This is a genomic window from Neobacillus niacini (assembly GCF_000759675.1).
Lineage (GTDB): Bacteria > Bacillota > Bacilli > Bacillales > Cytobacillaceae > Neobacillus > Neobacillus niacini_A.
Genome location: NZ_BAWM01000102.1, coordinates 1 through 932 on the forward strand (window position 1 = coordinate 1; position 932 = coordinate 932).

Consider the following 932-nt stretch of genomic DNA (forward strand, 5'->3'; position numbering starts at 1 on the left):
AAATATGGCGCGCCCGAAAGGAGTCGAACCCATAACCTTCTGATCCGTAGTCAGACACTCTATCCAATTGAGCTACGGGCGCATAATCTTGAGAATATTGTATTATCAATAAAAATGGTGCCGAGGACCGGAATCGAACCGGTACGGTAGTCACCTACCGCAGGATTTTAAGTCCTGTGCGTCTGCCAGTTCCGCCACCCCGGCAATATTGGAGCGGAAGACGGGATTCGAACCCGCGACCCCCACCTTGGCAAGGTGGTGTTCTACCACTGAACTACTTCCGCATATTAAAATAAATAAGTGCGGGTGAAGGGAGTCGAACCCCCACGCCTTGCGGCGCCAGATCCTAAGTCTGGTGCGTCTGCCAATTCCGCCACACCCGCATATTCAAAATTATTTTGCTATCGCAAAATTAGTGGTGAGCCATGAAGGACTCGAACCTTCGACCCTCTGATTAAAAGTCAGATGCTCTACCAACTGAGCTAATGGCTCGAATAAGGGTAATTACCTAAACTTATATTGACATCGTCAGATGTCCCCGCCTCAGAAAGCTTATCCAAGAAGCGACTCGGCGTGTACAACTCGCAGCAAACTCACTGAAGTCTTGCTCGTTGCTCTACCAACTGAGCTAAGGGCTCATACAAAAAATAAAAAGCATGGTGCCGGCGAGAGGACTTGAACCCCCAACCTACTGATTACAAGTCAGTTGCTCTACCAATTGAGCTACCCCGGCACATATTGATAATTATTTTCACCTTGTGAAAAAATAATGGTGGAGGATGACGGGATCGAACCGCCGACCCTCTGCTTGTAAGGCAGATGCTCTCCCAGCTGAGCTAATCCTCCATATAGTACAGCCTGGCAACGTCCTACTCTCACAGGGACAAAGTCCCAACTACCATCGGCGCTGAGAAGCTTAACTTCCGTGTTCG

Annotated in this window: 7 tRNA genes and 1 rRNA gene; all 8 read right to left on the reverse strand. The window is 49.0% G+C overall.

Annotation, left to right across the window (positions count from 1 at the left end):
- Positions 1 to 5: 5 nt before the first annotated feature.
- Positions 6 to 82: transfer RNA gene (locus TR08_RS24045), tRNA-Arg, on the reverse strand.
- A gap of 33 nt (positions 83 to 115) precedes the next feature.
- Positions 116 to 204: transfer RNA gene (locus tag TR08_RS24050), tRNA-Leu, on the reverse strand.
- A 5-nt stretch (positions 205 to 209) separates the two neighbouring features.
- Positions 210 to 284 (reverse strand) — tRNA-Gly (locus TR08_RS24055).
- Positions 285 to 301: 17 nt separating this feature from the next.
- Positions 302 to 383 (reverse strand) — tRNA-Leu (locus TR08_RS24060).
- Between the two features lie 33 nt (positions 384 to 416).
- Positions 417 to 492 (reverse strand) — tRNA-Lys (locus TR08_RS24065).
- A gap of 165 nt (positions 493 to 657) precedes the next feature.
- A tRNA-Thr gene (locus tag TR08_RS24070) sits at positions 658 to 733 on the reverse strand.
- A 37-nt stretch (positions 734 to 770) separates the two neighbouring features.
- Positions 771 to 846: transfer RNA gene (locus TR08_RS24075), tRNA-Val, on the reverse strand.
- A gap of 10 nt (positions 847 to 856) precedes the next feature.
- Positions 857 to 932, reverse strand: a 5S ribosomal RNA gene (gene rrf, locus TR08_RS34205); the annotation flags it as partial.